Here is a 21,663-nt window from a genome sequence, read left to right as displayed (position 1 = left end):
CCATTCTTCAAGCTCATACAGTCTCTTGGGAATTCCGACGAGGCCGGTCGCCGCCTTCGCTCGGCCGTGCGGCGCCCCGGGGGCTGCGCGATCGAAAGGCATATTCTGCTAATGTATGCCTATAAATAATTCTTGCATATTATTGGGGCGAGCGTGTGCTCTCGTTCCATCTGCTTGTTTCCTAGCGTGGTCCGATCTGCGATAAGTGAGCCTTGAGAGTTCGGTTTTTGGGTTCAGCAAGAGGCGGATGGGCATGTCGGATACGCTGGCGGGCGAGGAAGCCCCGCAAAAGGCGAAGGCGAGGAAGGGCATCCGTGGCCGCAAGCCCGCCCGGTCGTCCGCGCCCCGCGCATCCTCATCGGGGGCCGGCGGGGCGGACGAGGCGGTCCGGCAGCCCGGCACCACCCTCGCGGGTTTCCTTCATCAGAAGCTGGAGACCGAGATCGTCAACGGAGCCCTCAAGCCCGGCGACCGGCTGGACGAGCAGGAGATCGCCCAGCGCTTCGGCATGTCACGCACGCCGGTCCGCGAGGCCTTCCGCCTGCTGGGCGCGAACGAACTGGTCGAGTTGCGCGGCCGGCAGGGTGTGGTGGTGCGCAAGATCGGCGTCAGCGTGCTGATCGAGATGTTCCAGGTGATGGCCGAACTGGAGGGCCTGTGCGCGCGCCTGGCCGCGCGGCGGGCTTCCAGGCAGCAGGAGGAACTGCTCCTTCAGGTTCACCGCCGGCTGGCCCAGATGGCGAATCATTCGGAGGCGGATGTGGCGGCTTTCTACGCCGCCAACCAGGAGTTCCACGAGATCATCTACGACGCGTCGCGAAACGGCTATCTGGCGGAGCAGACCCGCCAGTTGCGCAACCGGGTCTCCCCGTTCCGCCGCCGCGTCACCGCCCTCCCGCGCCGTTTCGAGAAGACGATCAACGAGCACGAGGAAATCGTCCGCGCCATTTGCGACCGCGACGCGGACCGCGCCCACACCGCGATGCGCGACCATGTCAATCTCCTGGGCGACGACCTGACGGACTTCATCGCCTCATATGAGTGAGAGGCAAGCCGGGCGCGACGCGCTACGACTTGCAAAAAGCCGCCGAGGCGCGTGGGTTCGAACCGGCCACCCGCCATGCGGCGCTCTTGCCGGCGATCGCCAGGATGCTACCACGACCGTGATGGACGCAAGCGCGGAAGGGGTCCGCGCCGGCCGAGCCCGGCGACGATGCCCCTGCCAGTCACGGAATGCTCGTGATGGCCAGCATTCGGCAGGGTGGTGTGGGCGCCGATCCTCAATGAGCCGACCGGGATTAGTGCACCTGAAGATCGAGGTCGGAAACCGTCTCGCGCCACCTTTCCACCTCGCTTTGAACGAAGGCAGAGGATTCCTCCTGGTCGAGGCTGAAAGGTGTCGTGCCCTCCCGTTGCAGGCGTTCGGCAAGCTCGGGGTGATTGATCGCTTCCCGGGCGGCCTGGCTCAGGGCGTCGAGCACGTCCTGCGGCGTGTCGGACGGAGCGGCCAGCACGAACCAGTTGGCGACCTCGAAGCCGGGAATTGTCTCGCCGATCGTCGGCGTATCGGGCGCCGCCTCCAGCCGCTCGGCGCCTGTCGTTGCGATGAGCTTGAGACTGTTGCCCTGTACGAGGGGCAGGGACGAGCCCGGATTGTCGATCATCAGATCGACGCGGCCGGCCATGAGGTCGGGAAAGGCGGCTCCTGCTCCCGGATAGGGAACATAGGTCAGCTCGATGTCCGAAAGGTCCGCCAGAAGATAGGTCGCCAAGGCCTGAATGCCGGTCGTGGCGCTAAGCGCAACGGTCAGGGCGTCGCTCTCCCTCGCCGTTGCGATGATGTCCTCGACCGAGGCGGCGTCCAGCTCGTTCGTGGCCACGAGAACCTGCGGTGCGCTTGCCAGGATCGCGATCGTCTCGAAATCCTCGACGGGATCGTAGGCGGCCTGCGGATAGAAGGCAGGGGTCGTCCCGAAGGCCGCCGAACTGAGAAGCAGAGTATAACCGTCCGCTTCCGACATCTTCACCGCGACCGCGCCAAGTTCGCCCGTCGCGCTGCCTTGATTCTCGATCAGCACGTTCTGGCCCAGGATTTCGGCCAGGCGCACGGCGAAGGGGCGGGCCAATGCATCCACGCCGCCGCCTGCCGCGAAGGGCACCACGATCCGGATGGGCTGGTCCGGAAATTGCGCCAGGGCCGGCGAACCGAAGGTGGCCGTCGCCAACAGGCATGAGAGGCCGGAGGCCCCGATAGGTCTCAAGGTCATGGTTTCGTATCCTCCCGGTGTATCTTTGCGACCGTCCTCACGCGTTGAACGGGTTGTATTCATCGTCCGCCGAAGGGTCGTAGGGGATGGTGTCGGGCAGGCCGGCGAGGGTGCGCAAGACGGGATAGACGGCGGTGTAATCCTGCCGTCCGCGTCCATCCGCGCGCACGATCGAGTAGATCTGCGCGGCTGCCCCGCCCATGAAGACCGGGGCGTTTACCCGCGCGGCGAGCTGAAGGGCCAGCCCCAGATCCTTATGCGCGAGGTCGACGGGAAAACCGGCTGACAGGTCGCCTTTCAGCACCTTGTTCGGGTATGTCACCCGCATGTGCCCGATACCCGCGATGGTGCCGCGCATCACTTCGAGCGCCAGCCGGATGTCGAGGCCCGATGCCTCGGCAAGCGTCAGTGCCTCGGCCGTGAGCGCGTTGAGCGAAACGCCCATGAAATTGTTGATGACCTTGACGCGCGAGCCGTTGCCGAGCGCTCCGCAGTCGATGGTCTGGTTGCCCATGACCTCGAAGAGCGGGCGTGCGGCCTCCAGCGCGCGCTTCTCGCCGCTTGCCAGGATGAGCAAGGCGCCGCGCGCGGCCTCCAGCGCCGAGCGGCCCACCGGCGCGTCGATCATCGCGATGGAGAACCCGGACAGCCGGGCGGCGAGCCGATCGGTTTCTTCTGGCAGGATGGTGGACATGTTGACGAGGATCGCCTCGGGCCCGATTGCCTCGGCGATGCCGCCCGCCTCGAAGAGCGCCGCGTCGATATGGGCGGCCGTCGGCAGCATGGTGATGACGAAGGCCGCACCCTTCGTCGCCTCCGCCGCCGAGGACGCGGCCACGCCGCCGACTTCGGCAAAGGCTTTGCGTGCCTCGGGCGAAAGATCGTAGCCGCGCACGGCAAAGCCGGCGCGAGAAAGGTTGGACGCCATGGGAAGGCCCATCGTGCCCAGGCCAACGAAACCGATTGTTGCGGTCATCTGTTCTCTCCTCCCCGGCCTCCCGGTCAGCGGCTTTGCGCCTCGGCATCGATCTGCGCGTAGGTCTCGGTGACGACGCGCAGCGTGTCGAGCGCGGCCGGAACGCCGCAATAGATGGCCGCTTGCAGCACCACCTCGCCGATCTCCTCGCGCGTGACGCCGTTGTTCAGCGCGCCGCGCACATGCAGCTTGATCTCGTGCGGCCGGTTGAGCGCCGTCAGCATGGCTAGGTTCAGAAAGCTGCGCGTGCGCCGGTCGAGGCCGGGACGCGACCAGATCTCGCCCCAGCACCATTCCGTCACGAGCTTCTGGAGCGGGGCAGTTACGTCCGTGGCGGCGTCCACCGACTTGTCGACATAGGCTCCCCCGAGCACCTCGCGCCGGATTCCAAGTCCCTTCTCGAACTGCTCGCCCTGAAATTCGGCTCGTCTGGCCATGTATTGATGCTCCTTGCCGTCCGCTCGCGGATTTCCATCCCGGCGAACCATCATACAATCGCAAGCAAGCGTCAAGTTTGTATGATGGTAGTATCGTATGTTGAGTTTTCCGATATGAGTGCTATGAGAGAAGGGACGGTCGCCTTTCGATTGTGATCGGGGAGGAACCAAGCATGACGCAGCCCGAACCTTTCGAGCTGTTTGCCCTGAAATACGCCTGTCACACGGGGCGGCGCGGGGCCGACAATTTCGTCGGCGCCGATATCCACGAGGCGGGCGAGGATCTGTTCTATTACGTCTGGGTGGCACGGCGCTCCGACCGCCTCTTCGTGATCGACACCGGCTTTGGCGAGGCGGCGGCCAGGGCGCGGGGGCGCGAGCTGGTTTCGCGGCCCGCGCAGGCGCTGGAGAAACTCGGTGTGCGCGTCAGGGAGGTCGAGGATGTCGTTCTGACGCATCTGCACTACGACCACGCCGGCACCCTCGCCGACTTTCCAAGGGCTTGCTTTCATTTACAGGCGGGCGAGGCCGCCTACGCGACCGGCCCCTGCATGTGTCATTCCTTCCTGCGCCACCCCTTCGACGTGGAGGACGTGGTGGGGTTCGTCAGGCTGAATTTCGCCGGACGGATTACCTTCCACGAAGAGGTCGACGAACTGGCCGACGGGCTGACCGTCCACCGCACGGGCGGCCATACCGGCGGCCTCCAGGTGGTGCGCGTGTGGACGCGGCGCGGCCATGTCGTGATCGCGTCGGATGCCACGCATCTCTATGCCAATTACCGGGACAATCTCGTTTTCCCGGCGGTCTACCACGTGGGCGAACTGCTGGACGGCTACCGCACCATCCGTCGCCTTGCCGATTCCGACGACCATGTGATTCCCGGCCACGATCCGGCGGTGATGCGGCTCTACCCCGCGCCCGCGCCCGAACTCGAAGGCATCGCGGTGCGCCTCGACGTGCCCCCGCGCGAACGATGAGGGAGGACCCCATGCTGCATGGGCGCACGGCGCTCGTCACCGGTTCCTTCGCGGGCCTCGGGCTCGGAGTGGCGGAGGCGCTTGCCGGGGCCGGGGCGAATGTCATCGTCCACGGCCTGTGCGATCGGCGGACGGGGGAGGCGGCGGCGGGGCAACTGGCTGCCGCCTATGGGGGCGCCACGATGTTCTCGGGCGCCGACCTGCGGTCGGTCGACGCGATCGAGGCCCTGGTGGACACGGCGGCCCGGCGCTTCGGCCGGATCGACATCATCGTCAACAATGCGGTCCTGCGGCATTTCAAGCCTGTGGATGAGTTCCGGAGCGATGAGTGGGACGCCTCGATCGCCGTCAACCTCTCCTCGGCCTTTCATCTGGCACGGCTTGCCGTCCCGACGATGAAGGCGGCCGGTTGGGGGCGTATCGTCAACATGGCGTCCATCTACGGCGTGCGAGGGGCCGAGAACCGCATCGACTACGTGACCACGAAGTCGGCGCTGCTCGGGATGACGCGCGCGCTTGCCATCGAACTGGCCCGCACCGGTATCACCGCCAACGCGGTCAGTCCGGGAACGGTGCCGACCGAAGCGATCCTGTCACGCATCGCCGAGCGCGCGCGGGCGGCCGGGCGCGGCTTCGAAGAGGCGCGGGCCGACTATCTCGTGGGGCGCAATCCGACGGGCCGTTTCGTTTCGGTGGAGGCGGTAGGGGCGACGGTCGCTTTTCTCTGCGGCCCGCATTCGTCCGACATCAACGGGGCCAACATGGCCGTGGACGGCGGCTGGGCGGCGGCCTGAGGCACGACGGGAGACAGGCGGATGAGACTGAACGGCAAGACATGCCTCGTGACCGGGGCGGCCGGCGGCATTGGCATGGCCATGGTGGAGGCTTTCCTGCGTGAAGGCGCCGTCGTGGTCGCGAGCGACCTCGATACCGCGCTGCTCTCCGAGAGATGCGCTGGGCTGCCGGGCGGCGAGCGGGTGCTGGTGCGCAGGCTCGACGTGACCGATCCGAAGGGCATCGCCGCCCTCGACGCCTCGCTGGCCGACGCCGGGGTCCAGGTGAACGTCCTCGTCAACAATGCCGCCGCGATCACGATCGGCAAACTGCTGGACGCCAGCCTCGAGGATTTGCGCCTCGTCCTCGGCGTCAATGTCGAGGGGCTGTTTAACGTGACGAAGGCCTTCCTGCCCGGCATGATCGGGCGCGGCGGCGGGACGGTGCTCAACATGGCCTCGCTCGCCTCGGTGCGGGCCATGCGCGAGCGGTTCGTCTACAGCGCGTCAAAGGCCGCCATCGCCATGATGACGCGCTCGATCGCCGTCGATTACGTGGCGGATGGCATCCGCGCCAACTGCATCTGCCCGGCGCGCGTCCACACGCCCTTCATCGAGAACTATCTGGCGAGATACTATCCGGGCGAGGAGAAGGAGCGTTTCGAGGCCCTGTCGCGCTACCAGCCGGTCGGGCGCATGATCCGCCCGGACGAGGTGGCCGCCATGGCCGTCTATCTTTGCTCGGATGAATCCGCGATGGTCACGGGCGGCTCCTTCGTGATCGACGGCGGGGTGATGGCGGGCGACCAGCCTCTGCCGGAAGGGTAGGGCGGTCTGCCCTTCTCCCGCCGACCTGGGAAGGAGAAGCGCTGCCGGCTACGGGCATGGGGCGCTACGGAGTTGCAAAACGGGCAAGGCCGCTCATGTCGGTGGCATCGGGGCTGTGCCGGAGCGCCGCGATCAGGGGCGCGGTGTCCACCGAAGGCGCGCCGTAGTCGGCCAGCGCCCGCAGCTTCTCCTCTATGTCCGCGTCGGCGAGCGGTCGCCCGCCGTCCCCGCGCGCCTTGTCCACGCGCCGCGACAGCGAGCCCGATGGCAGGCGCACGTCGATGACGGCCGCTCCGACCGGCAGCTGCGGGTCGATCGCCACACGCACGGTCTCGCGCAGGGCCTGGACAGCCGGGTCGGCCACCGCTGCGTCGCTGAATTCCGCCAGGCCGGCCCTGCCCCGCAGGAAGGCGACCGCCACCGCGTGCTGGGCACTGACCTGCGCCTCGCGGCCCTCTGCCGGAGAGGGGCGGTCGGCGCGCTCGGCAAGGAGCGCGGCGCCCCGCACGGTGACGCCCTGCACGCGGGCCGCGTCGAAGCCGGGCTCGGCGGCCAGCAGGAGGGCGGCCTCAATGACGGGGTTCAGCACCACGCCGCAGGGATAGGGCTTGTAGGTGTTGAGGAGAAGCTGCCAGCTCTCGCCCAGCCCTTCCGCAAGGCATCCGGGACGCGGTTCATCCGATGTCACTTCCACGAAGCCGCGAGGGCCTTCCAGCGGGAGGGCAGGTCCTTTCAAGCCGTTTTCGGCAAGAAGGGCCGCGAAAAGGCCGTTGCGCGCCGCGTTGCCGACACCCACGCTCTTGGCCATGGTGCCGAGCGTCTCCACAAGACCGGAAGCCTGCGCGGAGGCGATGCCGAGGGCATGGAGCATACGCTCCGCGTCGAGGCCCAGAATGCGTCCCGAGGCGGCCGCCGCGCCGAAGACGCCGCAGGTCGCCGTGATGTGCCAGCCGCGCCGATAGTGGCCCGGCGAGACGGCATTGGCGATCCGGCATTCCACCTCCACGCCGATGGCGAAGGCGTCGAGGAAGGCCGCCCCCGTCACCGCCCGCGTCTCGGCAAGGGCCAACAGCGGCGGCAACACCGGCGCCGTCGGATGCAGGATGGTGCCGGGATGCGTGTCGTCGAAGTCGTGGACATTGATTGCGATGGCGTTCAGGAAGGCGGCCGTGAGGATGTCCACCCGCTCCGGGTGCCCCATGATGCTCGCCTCGCCACGTGCGGAGAAACGCGTGGCCACGGCCTTGGCGTGGAGAGTGGCGGCGTCGCCGCAGCCGGCAAGGCCGGTGGCGAAGCCGTTCATGATCGAGCGGATCGCTTCGCGGCGCACCGCGTCGGGCACCGACGCGGTCTCGGCCGCGAAGGTCGCAAGCGCGGCGGAGGCACTCATGCGCCGCCCTTGCCGCCGGCGACTTCCACGCCGGCCCAGCGCTCGATGGGCTGGATAAGGGCCGTCAGGTCGCCTTCCGGCCCAAGCTCGCCCTTGGCGACGGTGAGAAGCTGGCGCGCGGCACTGCCCACGATCATCGGCACGCCCAGCGCCTCGGCCTCGTCGAGGCAGAGCCGGACATCCTTAGCCGAGAGGCCGAGCGCGAAACCGAAATCGAAGGAGCGCGTCAGCACGTATTTCGGGATTTTGTCCTCGCTGGCGTTGGAGCGCCCGCTGCCGCTGTTGACCACCTGCATGAGCATGGCCGGATCGATGCCCGCCTTCTGCGCCAGAACGCAGCCCTCCGACGCTATGGCCAGGGCCGTCACCGACATGAGATTGTTGATGACCTTGATGAGCTGGGCCTGCCCGGGCTCGGTGCCGACATGCGTCACCTTGCCGAAATGGGAGAGAAGGGGGGCGGCCTCGGCGAAGGTGTCTTGCGGGCTTGCGGCCATGAGCGTCAGCCGGCCGGCTTCCGCCCCGGCGACCCCGCCGCTTACGGGGCAGTCCACGGTCGCGATGTCGCGTTCCAGAAGCCCCGCGGCAAGGGCCTTGGCACCGCGTGGCCCCGTGGTGGACAGATCGACGACGATGCGCGCGGTGCCGCCTTCCGCGATCCCCTCCTGGCCGAGCGCCGCCGCCTGCACGATGTCGGGCGTGGGAAGGGAAAGGAATACGATCTCGGCCGCCGCGCCCACTGCGGCGGGGCTGCCGCCGACCTTCGCGCCGGATCGCACGAGGGCTTCCACCGCCTCGGCGTTGGGATCGTAGACAGTGAGGTCGAGGCCGGCGGCGAGCAGCCGGCGGGCCATTGGCGCGCCCATGCGTCCGATGCCGACGAAGCCGAGTTTCAGGCTCATGATGGTTCTCCCGTGGTGAAGGTCAGCTCATCTGGCGCGGCAGCCACAGGACGATCTCCGGAAAGACGTAGAGCAGCGCGATGAAGGCGAGCATGAGGGCGACGAAGGGCAGGACGCCGATGGTGATGTCGCGCAGCGGCACCCCGCTCATGCCGCGCAGGATGAAGAGCACGATGCCGACCGGCGGCGTCACGAGTCCTATTTCGACGAGGATGACGAGGACGATCCCGAACCAGATCGGATCGAGGCCCAGCGCCACAATGATTGGGAAGGTGACCGACAGCGTCATCAGCATCATCGAGATGGATTCGATGAACATGCCCAGGATCAGGTAGAAGACGGCGATCATCGCCACCACCATCCAGGGCTGGAGGTCCCAGCCGGTCACGACGCCCACCAGTTCGCGCGGCAGGCGCAGGAAATCGAAGACCCAACCGAAGATCGAGGCGCCGACGACGATCAGCATGATGAAGGACGTGACGGCAACCGTGTCGTAGAGGACCTTGTAGAGGAGCGGCAGGGTCATCCGCCCCTGCTGGATGCACAACACAAGCGCGGCGATGGCGCCGACGGCCCCCGCCTCGGTGGGCGTGGCGATGCCGAAGTAGAGCGAGCCCAGCACCGCCATGATGAGAAGAAGGAAGGGCAGGACGGCGACCAGCGAGCCCAGCTTCTCGCTCATCGGGTAGCGATCGCCCACCGGAACCGAACTCGGGCTGACATAGGACCAGACAACCACGATCAGCGCGAAGAGCGCCGCCAGGAGGACGCCCGGGACGATGCCGGCGACGAAGAGCACCGTGATCGGCGCGCCCACCGTGTTGCCGTAGATGATCATCGCGATGCTCGGCGGGATGAGGATGCCGAGCGTGGCGCCGGCCGCCACGAGCCCGTAGGTAAGGCGGTTGGAATAACCGCGAGCCGTCATCTCCGGCGCGGCCACGCGCCCGAGCGTCGCGGCCGTGGCGAGGCTGGAGCCGGACACGGCCGCGAAGACGGCCGAGGCGCCGACCGTCGCGTGGCCGAGCCCGGCGCGGGTGCGCCCGAACCAGATGACGAGCATGTCGAACAGCTTCACCGTCACGCCGCTCTGCACGAGAAGTGAGCCCATAAGCACGAAGGTGGGCACGGCGGTGAGGGTGAAGGAGTTGATCGAGGTCCAGGAGCGATCCGACAGCATCGGCAGCTGCGGCGTACGGATCATGAAGAGAAGGCCGAAGAGCCCGATCATGCCCAAGGTGACACCAACGGGCACGCCGATCGCTAGAAGGAACATGAGGGCGGCCACGAGGATAAGGCCCGTCGCCAGCAGCGACATGGACAATGACAGGTAGAAGAGCCCACCCAGGACGGCGATGATCACGAGTACGCAGAGCCCGACCCTCAAGCCGTTCCAGAGGAACGCGCCCAGAACGGCGCCGCCCATGATCGTGAGGGTAGCCCAGTCCATGCGCGTTCCCGCCACTTGGATGTCGGTGCGCCCCATCAGGGCGAGCGCGAGCATGATGGCGAGCAGCACCGCCGGCAGCGCCATGCGCCGCCACGCCGCCTCCGGCGCGCTTTTCATGCAGATCTCGCGGAGCAGCGCCGCGCAGAAGAGGAGGTAGCCGATGACGACCGGCGTCTGGGGAATCCATTGCGGCGTGGCGAGCAGTCCCCAGTCGCGCGTTCCATTGACGTATTCGGAAACCGCGAAGCAGTACATCTCCCAGCCGGTGATGCTTGCGAAGATGAGGCCGAGCCAGGCGCCGATCAGCTCCAGCGTGCGCCGCGTCGGGGCCGAGACGCTGTCGATCAGCACCTCGACCTGGATGTGGGCGGATTCGCGCTGTCCCACCGCCAGGCCGAGGAAAACCAGCGCCACGAAGGCATAGACGCTGATCTCCGCTACCCAGACCGTGGGCTGGTTGAAGGCCGAGCGCATTACGACCTCGTAGACCACGATCAGGGTCATGAAGAGAAGCGTGACGGCCGACAGGAGCCCCGCGCCCCGCGTCACAGCATCGATCCCTTCCATCAGGAGGCCGCCCTTCAGGCCGTCATCCGGCAGCCTGTTCGTGGCCATCACCGGCACGACTTCGCCGACCTCCTGTCCAAGCGCTTGAGCCATTCCCTCGTCCTCCCGCCAGGGCCTCGATCCATCCCGCCCGGGCAGTCTCGTAACACGCCCATCGCTTGACAGGCAACAGAATGTATTATCGTATGCTTGTATCACGATAAGTCGCGTGGTGGAGGTGCGGTGTGCCGGCAAGGAAGCCGCGCGCCGCAGGCACGCAAGTCGAGCGGAGGGCAAGGAAGATGAAGTCGGGTTTGATGCGCCTGTTGGCCGGAGCGGCCGCTGCGGGGCTGGGGCTGAGCGCTGTCGGCGCCGTCGCCCAGCAAAGGCCGGACTATGATTTCACCATGGGCGTCATCACGTCGCCCGGTGACGTCTATACCGCGATGACCCAAAGCCTGCCGGAGCGGATCGCAGAAGCGACCGAGGGCCGCGTGGAGGTGACGGTTAGCGATTCCCTCGTGGCGGCCAACCAGGTGGCCAACGCCGTGCGGGACGGCCGCCTGCCCATGTCCGCCGCGCTGCACACCTACATCTCGTCCGAAGATCCTCGCATGGGCATCTTCAACCTGCCCGGTCTCATCAACGATATCGATGAGTATGTAGCCGTGCGTGAGGCGTTCTGGCGCGAGGACGTCAAGACCATCTGGCGCGACAACTGGAACGCGGTGATGTTGGCCGACGGCGCGTGGTGCCCCACGGCATTGTTCTCCAAGACGCCGATCCATACGGTGGAGGACTTTCGCGGCAAGCGCATTCGCATCCACAATCCGCAGACCGCCGAGCTGATGAGCGCGCTCGGTGCGCTGCCGGTGCCGATGCCTACCTCCGAAGTCACCCCCGCCTTGGAGCGGGGCGTGATCGACGGGGTCTTCACCTCGATCTGCGTGGGGGCGGCCTTCGAGTTGCCGCGCGTGGCGCCCCACGTTCAGGACTGGGCGATGTCGCCCGTGACGGGCTGGGTCATCCTCATCAATGCCGACACCTGGGCGGAATTGCCGGACGATCTGAAGGGGCCGATCGAGACCGCGGCGCTTGAGCTTCAGGAAGAAGCGTTCGCTACCTATCAGACCTATATCGATCGCGCGGTGGAGCGGATCGAATCGCTGGGCTCCGAGCTATGGGTCGCCTCGGACGAGTTGAAGGCTGAGGCCAGCGCGCCCGACATTGCCGGTTCGGCCTACAGCTCATGGTATGCTCGGGCCTCGGAGCTGGGGATCGACGGCGAAGCCTATGTCGCACAGGTGCGCGAGGCTCTCGGCAAGGAGTGAGCGGAATTTTGCTCGACGTTGCGGCACTCGCGCATCACAACCCGCGCGAGTGTCATTTTGACAGGCGGCATCGCTCCGCTACATTCACGGGGTCGCTATCACAATCGGACAATCCTTTTGACCCTAGATGCAATGCTCGATCTCAAAGTGGAGAGGCAGGCCGCGCCTCTGCGGCACGGTGTTACGGACAGTATCCGCAATGCCATCGCGCTCGGTCATTTCCGGCCGGGAGAGCGGATGCCGGAGCGCGTTCTGTGCGAGATCACGGGGGTCAGCCGTACACTGGTGCGTGAAGCGTTGCGGCAACTGGAATCCGAGGGGCTCGTCCAGGTCGTGCCTCACCGGGGGCCGGTCGTCGCCAAGCTCTCGGTCAAGGAAGCGCAGGATATCTACCGCGTCCGCGCCGAACTGGAGGGGCTGGCGAGCGAACTGTTCGCCGAAGCGGCCGACGACGCTGCCCAGGCGCGTCTGCGAGAAGCCTTCGCCACATTGAAGGCCGCATCGGTCGGGGCGAGCAGCCTGGACCGGCTCCGCGCCAAGAATGCCTTCTACGAAAGCCTTTTGACAGGTTCGGGAAACAGCGCGCTCGGCACGAGCCTGCATTTCCTGAATTCACGCATCATGCTTCTACGCGCGATGTCGCTGCAGGCGCCGGGTCGCGTAGAAGAGAGCATCCGCGAACTGGGTGCATTGGTGGAGGCCCTCGTCGCAAGGGATGCCGCGAAGGCCCGGACATTGGCCGTGGCCCATGTCGGCAACGCAGCGAAAGTTGCCCTGGACGCATTGGCCAAGGGCTGACGAAACTCAAGAATATTCAACTCCTCCTCCAAAGGAGTGAGTGCTTCCCCCACTTCCGCGAAGGCTGGCAGCCGGGCCGAGCTGTCCGGCAAGGCGGGGTTGCCGCTCCTCCGGGCGGCGGACCCCGTTGCCGGAGTTTGAACGAGACGGCCAGGCGGGCACCTGGAATCGGTTCATGAAACCCCGCCATTCGGCTGAAGCTCGCCGAGCCTTGCCATGATCGCGGCGCCCGTTTGAATGCCGTTGAAGAAGCATTCGATCTTCAGGTTCTCGTTCGGCGCATGGTTGGCCTCGTCGGCATTGGCGTAAGGGACGACGAAGGCTGGCGTGCCCAGGATCTTCGTGAAGACGTAGTCGGGCAGGCTGCCGCCGAGGGCCGGGTAGAGCAGGGGGGCCACGGCGTGGACGTCGATGATCGCCGCCACGAGCGCATCGGCGTGGGGCGAAGTCATGGGCGTCCTGGAGGGCAGCATTCCGGCGCGGCGCACGACCGACACCTCGGGGGCATGGCGCGCGACATGGGCCTCGACCTTGTCGAGAACGTCCTCGGGCGTCATCGCCTCGACGAGGCGGATGTCGCACTTGGCTATGGCCTGGCAGGGCAGCACCGCTTTCGATCCCGGCCCGCCATAGCCGCCGTGCAGGCCGTTGATCGTCAGGGTGGGATGGAACATCAGCCGGTCCGCGAAGGGGCGGTCCGCCGGGGCATCGAGCCTTGCCATCGCAAGCTCGGCCATCACGTCCTCGACGCTGTCCGGCAGGGCGGCCGCCGCCTCCCGCTCGGCCAGCGTGGGCGGCAGGATGGCGTCGTGAAGTCCCTCGATCGTGATCCGTCCGTCCGGCGTCTTCATCGTGGAGAGAAGGTGGACCAGCGTCCAGATCGCGTTCGGCATGACGCCGCCGTAATTGCCCGAATGCGTGTCGCGGCCGGCCGTGCGCACCGTGAGGTCGAAGCTCACCATGCCGCGCACGCCGAAGACGACGATCGGCCGGCCCGAAATATGCAGCGGCCCGTCCGAGGTGACGACGAGATCGGCCTTCAGCCTGTGCGCGTGCGTGCGCACGAACTCGGCGATGTGCGGACTGCCCACCTCCTCCTCGCCTTCCAGGAGGAAGATGACGTTGCAGGGCAGCTCGCCATGCACCGCCAGCCAGGATTCCATGGCGAGCAACTGGGCCAGGTGCTGGCCCTTGTTGTCGCCTACGCCGCGCGCATAGACGCGGCCGTCGCGGATCGTCGGCTCGAAGGGCGGGCTGATCCATTCTTCGAAGGGCTCTGGCGGCTGCACGTCGTAATGGCCGTAGAAGAGGACGGTCGGCTTTCTCGGATCATCGCCGCGCCGCCCCAGAACCATGGGATGGCCCGCCGTCTCGACCGCCTCCGCCTCCATGCCGAGGCCGCGAAGCATGTCGACGAGGATCTGCGAGACCTCCGCGATCCCCTTGTTCTGGGCGCTGATCGAGGGATGGCGCACATAGTCCAGGAGCCGGGCGAGGAAGTCCTGCTCGTTGCGCCGGATATGCTCGCGAACCGCGTCGAGGCCCGCGGGCCGGGGCCGGCTTGTCGAAACGCTCATTCCTGGCCTCCCTTGTCGGTGAGTAGAAGGGCGCCCGAGGGATGCACTTCGCCCTCCCAGCCGGGCATGATGACGGTGGTGGTGTCGAGCTGCGTGACGATCATCGGGCCGGTCAGGCGCGCGCCTGCACCCAGATCCGTGCGGTTCACCACGGGCACCTGCGCCTCGCCGCCGTCGAAACGGACCGGGACAGTGTCGTAGGGCAGGGCGGGCGGCCCCTCCGCCAGGGCGAGCGCGTCGGGCCGGTGCGCGAGGCCGACCGCCTCCACGCGCAAGGTCACAAGCTCGATGGGAACCCGCAGCTCGAAGCCGTAGAGCTGCCGGTGGGCCTGGCGGAAATTGGCCTCGGTGCCTTCGCCGTCCCCGGCCCAGGCGACCGCGATCTCGCCGCCCTGCCCGCGATAGCGCAGGAGAGCGACGATGCCGACGAGCCGGCGCGCGGGTTCGACCTCTTCGACCTCCAGCCAGGCCGAAGCCTGGTCGCTGAGTTCGGCGACGAGCGCATCCGTGTCCATCTCGGCGAGCGGCCCGGCCTTGGGCAGCGTCCGGCTGAACTCCACGCGCAGATCCGCCGACAGGAGCCCGTCGGCGCAAAGGACGCCCGGCGCGGGCGGGATCATGATCCGGCGGATGCCGAGGAGCGAGGCCAGGGCACAGCCGTGCAGCGGCCCGGAGCCGCCGAAGGGCACGAGGGTGAAGTCGCGCGGGTCGTGCCCGCGCTCCACCGAAATGACGCGCATGGCGCCGACCATGTGATTGTCGGCGATCGCAAGAATGCCGCGAGCGGCCGCGATCGGGTCGAGCCCCAGGGCGCCCGCGACTTCCCTTTCGATCGCGGCGAACGAAGCGTCGCGGTCGAGCTTCATGCGCCCGCCCAGGAGGCGCTTGGGCAGGTGGCCGAGCACGACGTGGGCATCCGTCACCGTCGCCTCGGTCCCACCGTGCCCATATGCGGCCGGGCCGGGCCGGGCGCCGGCGCTTTCGGGCCCCACCGTGAGCGTCGTGCCGGAGACGCGCGCGATCGAGCCGCCGCCCGCGCCGATCGTGACCATGTCCACCATGGGCAGCGACACGGGCCATTCGCCGATGCGCCCGGTCTGCGTCAGCCCGATCCTGCCGTCGCGGATAAGGCAGATGTCGGCGCTCGTGCCGCCGATATCGACGGTGATGATGTCGCGTATGCCGCAGGCCGCCGCCACCGCGCGGGCGCCGACGACGCCGGCGGCCGGCCCCGAAAGGGCGGTGAAGGCAGGCGCGTGAAGGATCGTGCCGGCGCTCGCCACCCCGCCGTTCGACTGCATCAGGAGGAGGGGCGCCTCGACGCCCTCCTCGCGCAGGCGTTCCTGCAACCGCTCCACATAGGTCGTGACGCCCGGCATGACGGAGGCGTTGAGGACGGTGGTCAGCGAGCGCTCGTATTCGCGCACGACCGGCTGCACCTCCACCGAGGCCGTGACCGCGACGCCCGGCAGCATCTCGCGCAGGATTTCGGCGCATCGCAATTCGTGCGCGGGTTCGGCGAAGGAATGCATCAGGCACACGGCGACCGCCTGCACATCCATCGCCCCGAGGGCTTCGCCGGCGGCCCGCACGCTCGCCTCGTCGAGAGGCGAGAGGACGATGCCTCCCGCCCCGATGCGCTCGTCCACCTCCAGAATGCGCGAGGCCGGGACGGGCCTTGCCGGCTTGACCCAGGTGTAGAGGTTCTCGTTGCGGGGAATGTCCTGGCGTCCGATGGCGAGCACGTGGCGGAAGCCGCGCGTGGTGACGAGCGCCGTGCGGGCGCCCTTGCCTTCGAGGATCATGTTGGTGGCGACCGTCGTGCCGTGAAGCACGCGTTCGAGCGCGCGGGGCGCCGCGCCCGCCTCCTCCAGCGCGAGGCGGATGCCGTTCATGAAGGCGATGGACGGATCGGAGGGGACGCTGGGCGTCTTGGCACGCCAGGTGCGTCCGCTGTTCTGGTCCAGAAGCGCCACATCCGTGAAGGTGCCGCCGATGTCGACGGCGACGGCGAGCGACATGTCAGCGGATGGCATCGACATACTCCATGCGATGGAAGCCCTTCGTCGCGGGGCGGTCCGCGCGCCGTGCGGCGGTGGCGGCCTCGTCCACCTCGCCTCGCGAGACGACGACGCCGTAGTCGCGCTCGGCGCGTTCGGGGCTGACGAAACCGCCGAGCACGTCCTCCAGAACCGCTTCGACCGAGCGGTCGAAGGGATGGCCGAAGCCGCCGCCGCCGCCTGTCACGATGCGCAGGACGTCGCCCTTCCCCAGCACGTTGCCGTCGGAGAGGGGATCGAGCGTGCGTTCGTCCGGCGCGCCGGGGTTGACGATGGCCGAGCCGCTGCCGCCGCTCATGCCGCCGCGTACGCCCCAGGGAGGGTTGCGCACGCCGTCTATGCGGATCGAAAGATTGGCGCGGTCGGCGAGAATCTCGTACTCACGCACGATCCCCGTGCCGCCGCGGTGCCGCCCGGCACCGCCCGAATCCCTTGCGATGCCGTAGCTTCGAAGGCGAACCGGGTAGGAAAGCTCGAGGAACTCGACGGGGTAGTTCTCCTGGGCGACGAAATAGACGGCGTCGATACCATCGGCATGGTCGCGCCCGCCATAGCCGACACCGAGTCCGTCGACGAGGAGGAAGCGCTCGCTCTCGCCCGCCTCGTTGGTGAAGCTGCCGCGCAGCATCGCCACCACATAGGCCGAGTGCGCCGCCGGCGCGCTCCCGCCACCGACATTGATGAGGCCGTTGATGGCGGCGAGAAGCCGCATCATGGTGAGCCCCCTCATGCCCAGCGGCGCCGGCTCGCGGGGCTGGAGGATGGAGCCTTCGCGCAGGAGCACGCCGTCGAGCGACTGCGGGCCCCCGGCGTTGATGACCTGTCCGCGATCCCCGCCGAGGAAATAGATGCCGAGCGCCATGCCGGGCACGGCGGGGTTGAGAAGGAGGTTCACCGGCCCCGTCGCCTGGTCGTCGGAGTCGCGCGTGTCGAAGATGAAGCGGTCCTGGCCGTCCTCGCCCTTCTCGCGCGTCAACGAGATGCGCATGCGGATCGGGCCGCTCCCATGGCCGTCGCTGTCGATGGCGTCGGTGAAGCGGTAGGTGCCGTAGTCGAAGGTCTGGGCGAGCTTCTCCCTGACATGGCCCCGTGTGCGTTGCAGAAGCTGGGCCAGCGCATCCTCGACCACGCGCGCCGAAAAACGCTCGATGATCTCCAGCATCCGCTGCGCCCCGAGGCGGACGGAGGCCAGGAGCGCGCTCATGTCTCCGATGCTTTGCTCGGGAAAGCGCGAGTTGCGATGGAAGATGGCGAGCGCGGCCTCGTTGGTCACGCCCTTGTCGATGAGCCGGGTCGGGGGGATGATGATCCCCTCCTGGTGGATGTCGGTCGTCTGCGGGCTGATGGAGCCGGGGTGGAGGCCGCCGATGTCGGCGAAATGCGCCCAGCTCATGACGAAGCCGCGGATGGCGCCCTCGTGGAAGATGGGCGCGAGAAGCACCTGGTCGTTGAGGTGCGAGACCGCGCCCCGGGACGCGTAGCAGTCGTTGTACCAGTAGACGTCGCCGGGGTTCATCGTCTCGCGGGGAAAGACGTCGAAGACCGGCCGGGTGATGTCGCCGAAGATCGGAACCAGGGAACCGACGGCCATCACTCCGTCCGCGTCGAAGAGGGCGGTGTAGAAGTCCTTTTTCTCGCGGATGAAGGCCGAGATCGCGGTGCGCTCGATCAACGCCTCCATCTCGGATTGCGCGGCGCCGATCGCGCCCCTGATGATTTCGAGCGCGACGGGGTCGCAGGCGCGCGGCGGGCTCGCGCCCGGTGCGGCGGCGGATCGTGCGATACTCACGGGTGTTCCTCGGTCTTCTCGGACGGGCGGGCCGCGAGGCGCTCCGAATGCAGGCTCGGCGCGGCGGCGATCAGGGTGCGGGTGTAGTCGTGCCGGGGATCGGCGAAGATCGAGGCGGTGTCGCCGATCTCGACGATGCGCCCCTCCTTCATGATGGCCGTCCGGTCGCACAGATGCCGGACGACGGAGAGGTCGTGGCTGACGAAGAGATAGGTGAGGTCGAATTCCCGGCGGATGCCGTGCACGAGCGTGAGCACCGTCTTCTGCACGGACATGTCGAGGCCGGATGTCGGCTCGTCGAGGATCACGATGCGTGGCTTCAGGATCAGCGTGCGCGCGATCCCGATCCGCCGCTGCTGCCCGCCGGAAAGCTCGTGCGGGTAGCGCTTGCGGAATTCGGGAGAGAGCCCCACCGCCTCCAGCATCGTGTCGATGAGGCGGTTGCGTTGCGCCGCGTCCTTCTCGCCATGGATGATGAGCGCCTCGTGAAGCGTCCGGCCGATGCTCCACCAGGGGTCGAGCGCCGCGCCGGGGTCCTGATGCACGTACTGGATGGCCCGGCGCTCCCGGCGGGCCTGGCGGCGGCTGTTCCACCGCGATTCCTTCCCGTCCAGAAGGATCGCGCCGCGCGAGGGGCGATAGAGGCCGAGGATCGTTTTGGCTAGGGTCGATTTGCCCGACCCGGACTCGCCGACGATGCCGAGCACCTCCCCCTGCCCGACGCGAAGGTCGACGCCTTCGACGGCGCGCACGGGTGGCCGGGCGGGCTGGAGAAGCTTGCGCGGCGGCCGGAACTCCATCGAGAGATCGGCCGTCTCGAGGATGAAACGGCTCATGTCCGCCCTCCTTTCCCGCTTTCGACGAAGCTGAAGCCGCCGCGGTCGGGATGGGCGGCGATCAGCCCGGCCGTATAGGGATCGGAAGGGGCGTCGATGATCTGGCGGGTTCGTCCGGTCTCCACCACGCGGCCGGCATACATCACCGCCACGCGGTCGCAGAGCTGCGAGATCACGCCGAAATCATGCGTCACGAACAGCATGGTCATGTCGTGGGCGGCGACCAGCTCCTGCAACAGCTTCAGGATCTCGAGCTGCGTGGTGACGTCGAGCGCCGTCGTCGGCTCGTCGGCCAGGAGCGCGCGGGGCCGCGAGGCGAGGGCGCTGGCGATCAGGATGCGCTGGCGCTGCCCGCCCGAGAACTGATGCGGATAGCGCTCCAGCGCTCCCTCCGGGTCGGGCAGGCGCACGGCGCGCAGCAGGCTCACCAGATGCTCGCGATAGCGCGCCCTCTCGCTCCGGCGGATCGGGCGGGGCTCCTCGCCCGGAAGCCCGTTCCAGCGCAATATCTCCATCATCTGCGTGCCCACCCTGAAGACCGGGTTCATGGCCAGCCAGGGGTCCTGCGGAATGAAGCCGAAGGTGCGCCGCAGCGCCGAGCCGCGCGGCGCCTCCAGAAGGTCCTTCCCGGCCAGGCGGACAGAGCCGGCATCGACCCTCGCCTTGCGCGGCGCGATGCCGAGGATCGTCTTGATCAGGGTGGACTTGCCGCAGCCGGACTCCCCGGCCACACCCAGGACCTCTCCCTGCCGAAGGGTCAGGTCGACACCTTTGAGGATCTGCGTCCGCCCCTCGTCCGTCGGCACGGAAAGACGCAGGTTCTCCACCTCCAGAAGCGCGGGCGAGGGCTTGGCGGGAGAGATCATCGCGACCTCCGCAGGCGGGGATCGACGAGGTCGCGCAGCCCGTCTCCGAGAAGGTTGAAGCCGAGCACCGTCAGAAGGATCGCAAGGCCCGGGAACATCGCATACCACCAGTTCTGGGGAAGATACTGGCGGCTTTCAGCGATCATCAGGCCCCATTCGGGCGCGGGAGGCGTCGCCCCGATCCCCAGGAAGCCGAGCGTGGCGGCGGTCAGGATCATGAAGCCCATGCCGATCGTGGCGCGAACGATGATCGGCGCGGCGATGTTGGGCAGGATGTGGAGGGCGACGATCCGCAGCGGGCTCGCGCCCAGCCCCTGAAGGGCCTCGACGAAGAGCGAGGAGCGCAGGCGCAGCGTTTCCGAATAGGCGGTGCGGGTGAAGAACGGCCAGTAGGTGAGCGACAGGGCGATCATCGCGCTGGTCATCCCCCGGGAGAGGAGCTGCGCCACGGCGAGCGCCAGGATGAGCTGCGGCACGGCGAGGAAGAGATCGGCCACGCGCATCGTGAGGTTCGAGCCGATGCCCCGGCTGTATCCCGCATAGAGGCCGAGCGGCACGCCGATGATCATGGAAAGCCCGACGACGCCGACCGCGATCGTCAGGGCCGAGCGCGCGCCGAGGACGACCCGCGAGAAGATGTCGCGGCCGAGCGCGTCGGTCCCCATCCAGTGCAGGGCGCTCGGCGGCTGCAGGCGCCTGATGATGTCGTTGCTGTAGATCCTGTCGGGGTGGGGAACGATCTGCCAGGCGAAGATCGCCAGGAGGACGACAAGGAGGATGATGACGAGGCCGAGAACGGCGGGAATGTCGCGCAGGAGGCGCCTGAGGACCAGCATCTAGAGGTCTCCCCCCACGCGCGGATCGACGATGCCCTGGAGGAGATCGACGGCGATGTTGACCAGCGCGTAGATCAGCCCGACCACCAGGGTCACGGCCAGGATCGCCTTGTAGTCGGCGGTCAGGATGGCTCCGACGAGGTAGGAGCCGAGCCCCGGCCAGTCGAAGATGGCCTCGACGACGACCGCGCCCGAAATGAACCCGCCGAACAGAAGGCCGATCTGGTTCAGCGGCGAGACGAGGGAGTTGCGAAGCGCGTAGGGCAGGACGATGCGATGGTTGGGAAAGCCCACGGCCCGCTCGTAGGTGACGAAGTCGTTCTGGAGCGTTTCGAGAAGCGAGGAGCGCGTGAAGCGGGCGACCGTGGCGAGCCCGCCGAAGGCCAGCGTCAGCGCCGGCAGGAGCAGATGGCCGAGCGCTGTGGTGAAGGCTCTGAAATCGAGCGTCAGCAGGGAATCGACGAGATAAAGGCCGGTAATGTAGGCCGGTGGGGCCATCCCGGATGGAAGCCGGCCGCGAAGGGGCAGCCAGCCGAGTTCCATGGAGAACAGGAGCTGGAGCATGATCGCCAGCCAGAAGGAGGCCAGCGCCAGCCCGGCCACGGTGAAGATGCGGATCAGATGGTCGAACCAGCTATTGTGCCACACCGCCGCAAGGGTGCCGACGGCGATGCCGCCGAAGGCCGCGACGAGGAGCGCGACGAAGGTGAGTTCGAGCGTTGCGGGAAGGCGCAGGAGAATGTCGGCCCCGATCGGCCGGTTCGAATAGAGGGAGATTCCGAAGTCGCCGCGCACGACCTGGCCGAGATACGTCCAGAACTGGACGATGACCGGCTGGTCGAAGCCGAATTGCGCGCGGATGGCCGCGATCTGTTCGGCGCTGGCGTTCTCGCCCGCCAGCGCCGCCGCCGGATCCGTCGGCACGACACGGATCATGATGAAGGTGAGCAGGAGCAACCCGAAGATCACCGGGATGACGAGGATGAGCCGACGGACCAGGAACAGGAGCATGGAGAAGGCG

At 67.6% G+C, this 21,663-nt stretch carries 19 protein-coding genes; 6 read left to right on the top strand and 13 right to left on the bottom strand.

Features of this window, described 5'->3' with window-relative positions:
* The first annotated feature begins 253 nt into the window (after positions 1-253).
* Positions 254-1,045: a GntR family transcriptional regulator gene (locus tag J7654_RS03365; RefSeq protein WP_245195619.1), complete on the top strand. Its 792-nt coding sequence runs from the start codon at positions 254-256 to the stop codon at positions 1,043-1,045.
* A 253-nt stretch (positions 1,046-1,298) separates the two neighbouring features.
* On the opposite strand, the gene J7654_RS03360 is transcribed toward J7654_RS03365, so the two are convergent.
* Genes J7654_RS03360 through J7654_RS03350 form a run of 3 tightly spaced genes read right to left on the bottom strand, consistent with a single transcriptional unit; the run spans position 1,299 to position 3,680 of the window.
* Positions 1,299-2,267 (bottom strand): Bug family tripartite tricarboxylate transporter substrate binding protein, encoded by a 969-nt coding sequence (locus tag J7654_RS03360; RefSeq protein ID WP_209738198.1) that lies wholly within the window; start codon positions 2,265-2,267, stop codon positions 1,299-1,301.
* A 37-nt stretch (positions 2,268-2,304) separates the two neighbouring features.
* On the bottom strand, positions 2,305-3,354 hold the full coding sequence (yihU, locus tag J7654_RS03355; RefSeq protein ID WP_245195618.1) for a sulfolactaldehyde 3-reductase: 1,050 nt from the start codon (positions 3,352-3,354) through the stop codon (positions 2,305-2,307).
* Positions 3,270-3,680, bottom strand: coding sequence for a carboxymuconolactone decarboxylase family protein (locus tag J7654_RS03350; protein WP_209738193.1), 411 nt, complete (start codon positions 3,678-3,680; stop codon positions 3,270-3,272). The genes yihU and J7654_RS03350 overlap by 85 nt, the downstream gene beginning before the upstream one ends.
* Positions 3,681-3,853: 173 nt before the next feature.
* Between J7654_RS03350 and J7654_RS03345 the strand changes: the two genes are divergently transcribed.
* Genes J7654_RS03345 through J7654_RS03335 form a run of 3 tightly spaced genes read left to right on the top strand, consistent with a single transcriptional unit; the run spans position 3,854 to position 6,261 of the window.
* Positions 3,854-4,660, top strand: coding sequence for an N-acyl homoserine lactonase family protein (locus J7654_RS03345; protein ID WP_209738191.1), 807 nt, complete (start codon positions 3,854-3,856; stop codon positions 4,658-4,660).
* A gap of 11 nt (positions 4,661-4,671) precedes the next feature.
* Positions 4,672-5,454: an SDR family oxidoreductase gene (locus J7654_RS03340; RefSeq protein WP_245195617.1), complete on the top strand. Its 783-nt coding sequence runs from the start codon at positions 4,672-4,674 to the stop codon at positions 5,452-5,454.
* A gap of 21 nt (positions 5,455-5,475) precedes the next feature.
* A complete protein-coding gene (locus J7654_RS03335; RefSeq protein WP_209738189.1) occupies positions 5,476-6,261 on the top strand; it encodes an SDR family NAD(P)-dependent oxidoreductase in 786 nt (261 codons plus the stop codon).
* A 64-nt stretch (positions 6,262-6,325) separates the two neighbouring features.
* Here J7654_RS03335 and J7654_RS03330 read toward each other — a convergent pair whose 3' ends face one another.
* From J7654_RS03330 to J7654_RS03320, 3 genes are read right to left on the bottom strand one after another with little or no spacing between them, the layout of a single operon-like run.
* Positions 6,326-7,651, bottom strand: coding sequence for an MmgE/PrpD family protein (locus tag J7654_RS03330; RefSeq protein WP_209738187.1), 1,326 nt, complete (start codon positions 7,649-7,651; stop codon positions 6,326-6,328).
* Positions 7,648-8,553: an NAD(P)-dependent oxidoreductase gene (locus tag J7654_RS03325; protein ID WP_209738185.1), complete on the bottom strand. Its 906-nt coding sequence runs from the start codon at positions 8,551-8,553 to the stop codon at positions 7,648-7,650. The genes J7654_RS03330 and J7654_RS03325 overlap by 4 nt, the downstream gene beginning before the upstream one ends.
* A 22-nt stretch (positions 8,554-8,575) precedes the next feature.
* Positions 8,576-10,663 carry a TRAP transporter large permease subunit gene (locus J7654_RS03320; RefSeq protein WP_209738183.1) on the bottom strand — a complete coding sequence of 696 codons (2,088 nt, stop codon included), beginning with the start codon at positions 10,661-10,663 and terminating at the stop codon, positions 8,576-8,578.
* A 188-nt stretch (positions 10,664-10,851) separates the two neighbouring features.
* Between J7654_RS03320 and J7654_RS03315 the strand changes: the two genes are divergently transcribed.
* Together J7654_RS03315 and J7654_RS03310 are read left to right on the top strand one after the other, a co-directional pair.
* Entirely contained in the window at positions 10,852-11,880 is a 1,029-nt protein-coding gene (locus J7654_RS03315) for a TRAP transporter substrate-binding protein (RefSeq protein ID WP_209738181.1), read from the top strand.
* 132 nt (positions 11,881-12,012) lie between these two features.
* On the top strand, positions 12,013-12,678 hold the full coding sequence (locus tag J7654_RS03310) for a GntR family transcriptional regulator (protein ID WP_209738179.1): 666 nt from the start codon (positions 12,013-12,015) through the stop codon (positions 12,676-12,678).
* A gap of 173 nt (positions 12,679-12,851) precedes the next feature.
* On the opposite strand, the gene J7654_RS03305 is transcribed toward J7654_RS03310, so the two are convergent.
* The 7 genes from J7654_RS03305 to J7654_RS03275 are packed head-to-tail and all read right to left on the bottom strand — an operon-like array spanning position 12,852 to position 21,653.
* On the bottom strand, positions 12,852-14,255 hold the full coding sequence (locus tag J7654_RS03305; protein WP_209738177.1) for a M20/M25/M40 family metallo-hydrolase: 1,404 nt from the start codon (positions 14,253-14,255) through the stop codon (positions 12,852-12,854).
* Positions 14,252-16,291: a hydantoinase/oxoprolinase family protein gene (locus tag J7654_RS03300; RefSeq protein ID WP_209738175.1), complete on the bottom strand. Its 2,040-nt coding sequence runs from the start codon at positions 16,289-16,291 to the stop codon at positions 14,252-14,254. The genes J7654_RS03305 and J7654_RS03300 overlap by 4 nt, the downstream gene beginning before the upstream one ends.
* Complete coding sequence (locus J7654_RS03295; protein ID WP_209738173.1) at positions 16,278-18,104, bottom strand: hydantoinase B/oxoprolinase family protein; 1,827 nt, start codon at positions 18,102-18,104, stop codon at positions 16,278-16,280. Before J7654_RS03295 ends, J7654_RS03300 begins: the two co-directional genes overlap by 14 nt.
* Positions 18,101-18,940: an ABC transporter ATP-binding protein gene (locus tag J7654_RS03290; protein WP_209738171.1), complete on the bottom strand. Its 840-nt coding sequence runs from the start codon at positions 18,938-18,940 to the stop codon at positions 18,101-18,103. The genes J7654_RS03295 and J7654_RS03290 overlap by 4 nt, the downstream gene beginning before the upstream one ends.
* Complete coding sequence (locus tag J7654_RS03285) at positions 18,937-19,806, bottom strand: ABC transporter ATP-binding protein (protein WP_209738169.1); 870 nt, start codon at positions 19,804-19,806, stop codon at positions 18,937-18,939. The genes J7654_RS03290 and J7654_RS03285 overlap by 4 nt, the downstream gene beginning before the upstream one ends.
* Positions 19,803-20,642, bottom strand: a complete 840-nt coding sequence (locus tag J7654_RS03280; protein WP_209738167.1) for an ABC transporter permease — start codon at positions 20,640-20,642, stop codon at positions 19,803-19,805. The genes J7654_RS03285 and J7654_RS03280 overlap by 4 nt, the downstream gene beginning before the upstream one ends.
* Positions 20,643-21,653, bottom strand: a complete 1,011-nt coding sequence (locus J7654_RS03275) for an ABC transporter permease (protein WP_209738164.1) — start codon at positions 21,651-21,653, stop codon at positions 20,643-20,645.
* Positions 21,654-21,663 lie beyond the last annotated feature (10 nt).

This window comes from Aureimonas populi (genome assembly GCF_017815515.1).
In the GTDB taxonomy this organism is placed as follows: Bacteria; Pseudomonadota; Alphaproteobacteria; order Rhizobiales; family Rhizobiaceae; genus Aureimonas; species Aureimonas populi.
Note: the sequence above shows the minus strand (reverse complement) of the source record. Positions and strands in the feature narration are given on the sequence as shown.

Excerpts from the sequence above, each read along its gene's own strand:
- J7654_RS03365 (WP_245195619.1), top strand. The coding sequence starts at position 254 with ATGTCGGATACGCTGGCGGGCGAGGAAGCCCCGCAAAAGGCGAAGGCG.
- J7654_RS03320 (WP_209738183.1), bottom strand. The coding sequence starts at position 10,663 with ATGGCTCAAGCGCTTGGACAGGAGGTCGGCGAAGTCGTGCCGGTGATG.
- J7654_RS03290 (WP_209738171.1), bottom strand. The coding sequence starts at position 18,940 with ATGAGCCGTTTCATCCTCGAGACGGCCGATCTCTCGATGGAGTTCCGG.
- J7654_RS03305 (WP_209738177.1), bottom strand. The coding sequence starts at position 14,255 with ATGAGCGTTTCGACAAGCCGGCCCCGGCCCGCGGGCCTCGACGCGGTT.
- J7654_RS03330 (WP_209738187.1), bottom strand. The coding sequence starts at position 7,651 with ATGAGTGCCTCCGCCGCGCTTGCGACCTTCGCGGCCGAGACCGCGTCG.
- J7654_RS03360 (WP_209738198.1), bottom strand. The coding sequence starts at position 2,267 with ATGACCTTGAGACCTATCGGGGCCTCCGGCCTCTCATGCCTGTTGGCG.
- J7654_RS03300 (WP_209738175.1), bottom strand. The coding sequence starts at position 16,291 with ATGCCATCCGCTGACATGTCGCTCGCCGTCGCCGTCGACATCGGCGGC.
- J7654_RS03325 (WP_209738185.1), bottom strand. The coding sequence starts at position 8,553 with ATGAGCCTGAAACTCGGCTTCGTCGGCATCGGACGCATGGGCGCGCCA.
- J7654_RS03350 (WP_209738193.1), bottom strand. The coding sequence starts at position 3,680 with ATGGCCAGACGAGCCGAATTTCAGGGCGAGCAGTTCGAGAAGGGACTT.
- J7654_RS03345 (WP_209738191.1), top strand. The coding sequence starts at position 3,854 with ATGACGCAGCCCGAACCTTTCGAGCTGTTTGCCCTGAAATACGCCTGT.
- J7654_RS03335 (WP_209738189.1), top strand. The coding sequence starts at position 5,476 with ATGAGACTGAACGGCAAGACATGCCTCGTGACCGGGGCGGCCGGCGGC.
- J7654_RS03315 (WP_209738181.1), top strand. The coding sequence starts at position 10,852 with ATGAAGTCGGGTTTGATGCGCCTGTTGGCCGGAGCGGCCGCTGCGGGG.
- J7654_RS03275 (WP_209738164.1), bottom strand. The coding sequence starts at position 21,653 with ATGCTCCTGTTCCTGGTCCGTCGGCTCATCCTCGTCATCCCGGTGATC.
- J7654_RS03340 (WP_245195617.1), top strand. The coding sequence starts at position 4,672 with ATGCTGCATGGGCGCACGGCGCTCGTCACCGGTTCCTTCGCGGGCCTC.
- J7654_RS03285 (WP_209738169.1), bottom strand. The coding sequence starts at position 19,806 with ATGATCTCTCCCGCCAAGCCCTCGCCCGCGCTTCTGGAGGTGGAGAAC.
- J7654_RS03310 (WP_209738179.1), top strand. The coding sequence starts at position 12,013 with ATGCTCGATCTCAAAGTGGAGAGGCAGGCCGCGCCTCTGCGGCACGGT.
- J7654_RS03280 (WP_209738167.1), bottom strand. The coding sequence starts at position 20,642 with ATGCTGGTCCTCAGGCGCCTCCTGCGCGACATTCCCGCCGTTCTCGGC.